The following is a 1,312-nucleotide window of genomic DNA, read 5'->3' on the forward strand; positions in this document are numbered from 1 at the left end:
TGACCCGTCCTGAAATAGGTTGACACTTTTTCACCGAGACGAGGAGGTGGCAATTGGAACAAGGGATCAAGCGGACGCAACGGGACTACAGCCTGGCTTTTAAGCTGTCGGTGGTGGCCCAGGTCGAAAAAGGCGAGCTGACGTATAAGGAGGCGCAGCGGCGCTACGGCATCCAGGGACGCTCGACCGTGCTGGTATGGTTACGTAAGCACGGCTTGCAGGATTGGGCCGGTCCATCCGGCCGTGCGCGATCGGGTTCCCCCATGCCAAAGCAAGACTCAAAGCCGCTCACACCGGAGCAGCGCATCAAGGAATTGGAAACGCAGTTGCGAGAGGCGCAGGAGAAAGCCGCGTTGTTCGAGGCCGTGCTCGACGTGATGCGCAAGGACTACGGGATCACCGTAAAAAAGCCTTCGGGCAGGTCCTCGCGCAAAGGCGGATCGAAAAGCTGAGCGTCGAGCGAGCCTGCCGCTACATGGGCATCAGCCGGCAAGCGTATTACAAGCGATGTCGCAGCGAGGAACGCCGCGGCACGCAAGCCGAAGCCGTGACGACGCTGGTGCGGGATATACGGCTGCGCCAGCCGAGACTCGGGACACGAAAACTGCACCATCTGCTCGAGCCCGTCTTGGGCGAGCGCGGCATCAAGCTCGGGCGAGATCGACTGTTCGACGTGCTGCGCGCCGCCCGCCTCTTGGTCGTGCCACACCGGGCGTACCACAAGACGACGCAGAGCCATCATCGCTTCCGGCGTCATCCGAATCTACTCAAACCCGGGCCGGATCAGGTCGTGCCGACTGGGCCTGAACAAGTGTGGGTGGCCGATATCACGTATCTGCCCACGGCTGGCCCGTTCGTGTACCTGAGTCTGATTACCGATGCGTTCTCGCGCAAGATCGTCGGTCATCACGTTCATGACAGCCTGCAGACCGAGCAGGTCAGTCAGGCGCTGAAGAAGGCGTTGCGCCGTCGCCGAACCGGTCAGCCGTTGATCCATCATTCCGATCGCGGGGTCCAGTACTGCTCGACCTACTATCAAGACATCCATCGACGTCACGGCTTGCGCTGTTCGATGACGGACGGCTACGACTGCTACCAGAATGCGCTGGCCGAGCGGGTCAACGGTATCCTCAAGGGGGAGTTCCTGCTGCAGCGTCCTGCTGACCTCGAGCAGGCCGCCAAGATGGTCGAACAGTCCGTGCACATCTACAACCATGAGCGGCCACACGCCGCCCTAGAATACAAAACGCCCGATGCGGTGCATCGGGCGTTCTAGCGTCTGGATACTGTCAACCTATTCCAGGACTTGACA

General features: G+C 60.8%; 1 protein-coding gene. It reads left to right on the forward strand.

Features of this window, described 5'->3' with window-relative positions:
- The first annotated feature begins 53 nt into the window (after window positions 1-53).
- Window positions 54-1,276 (forward strand): IS3 family transposase gene (locus ACV22V_RS32340; RefSeq protein ID WP_448016805.1). Its coding sequence is split into 2 segments (ribosomal slippage): window positions 54-419 and window positions 422-1,276, totalling 1,221 coding nucleotides; the frame shifts between segments, so codons are not numbered across the junction.
- Window positions 1,277-1,312 lie beyond the last annotated feature (36 nt).

It is taken from the genome of Burkholderia sp. AW33-5, from assembly GCF_053427615.1.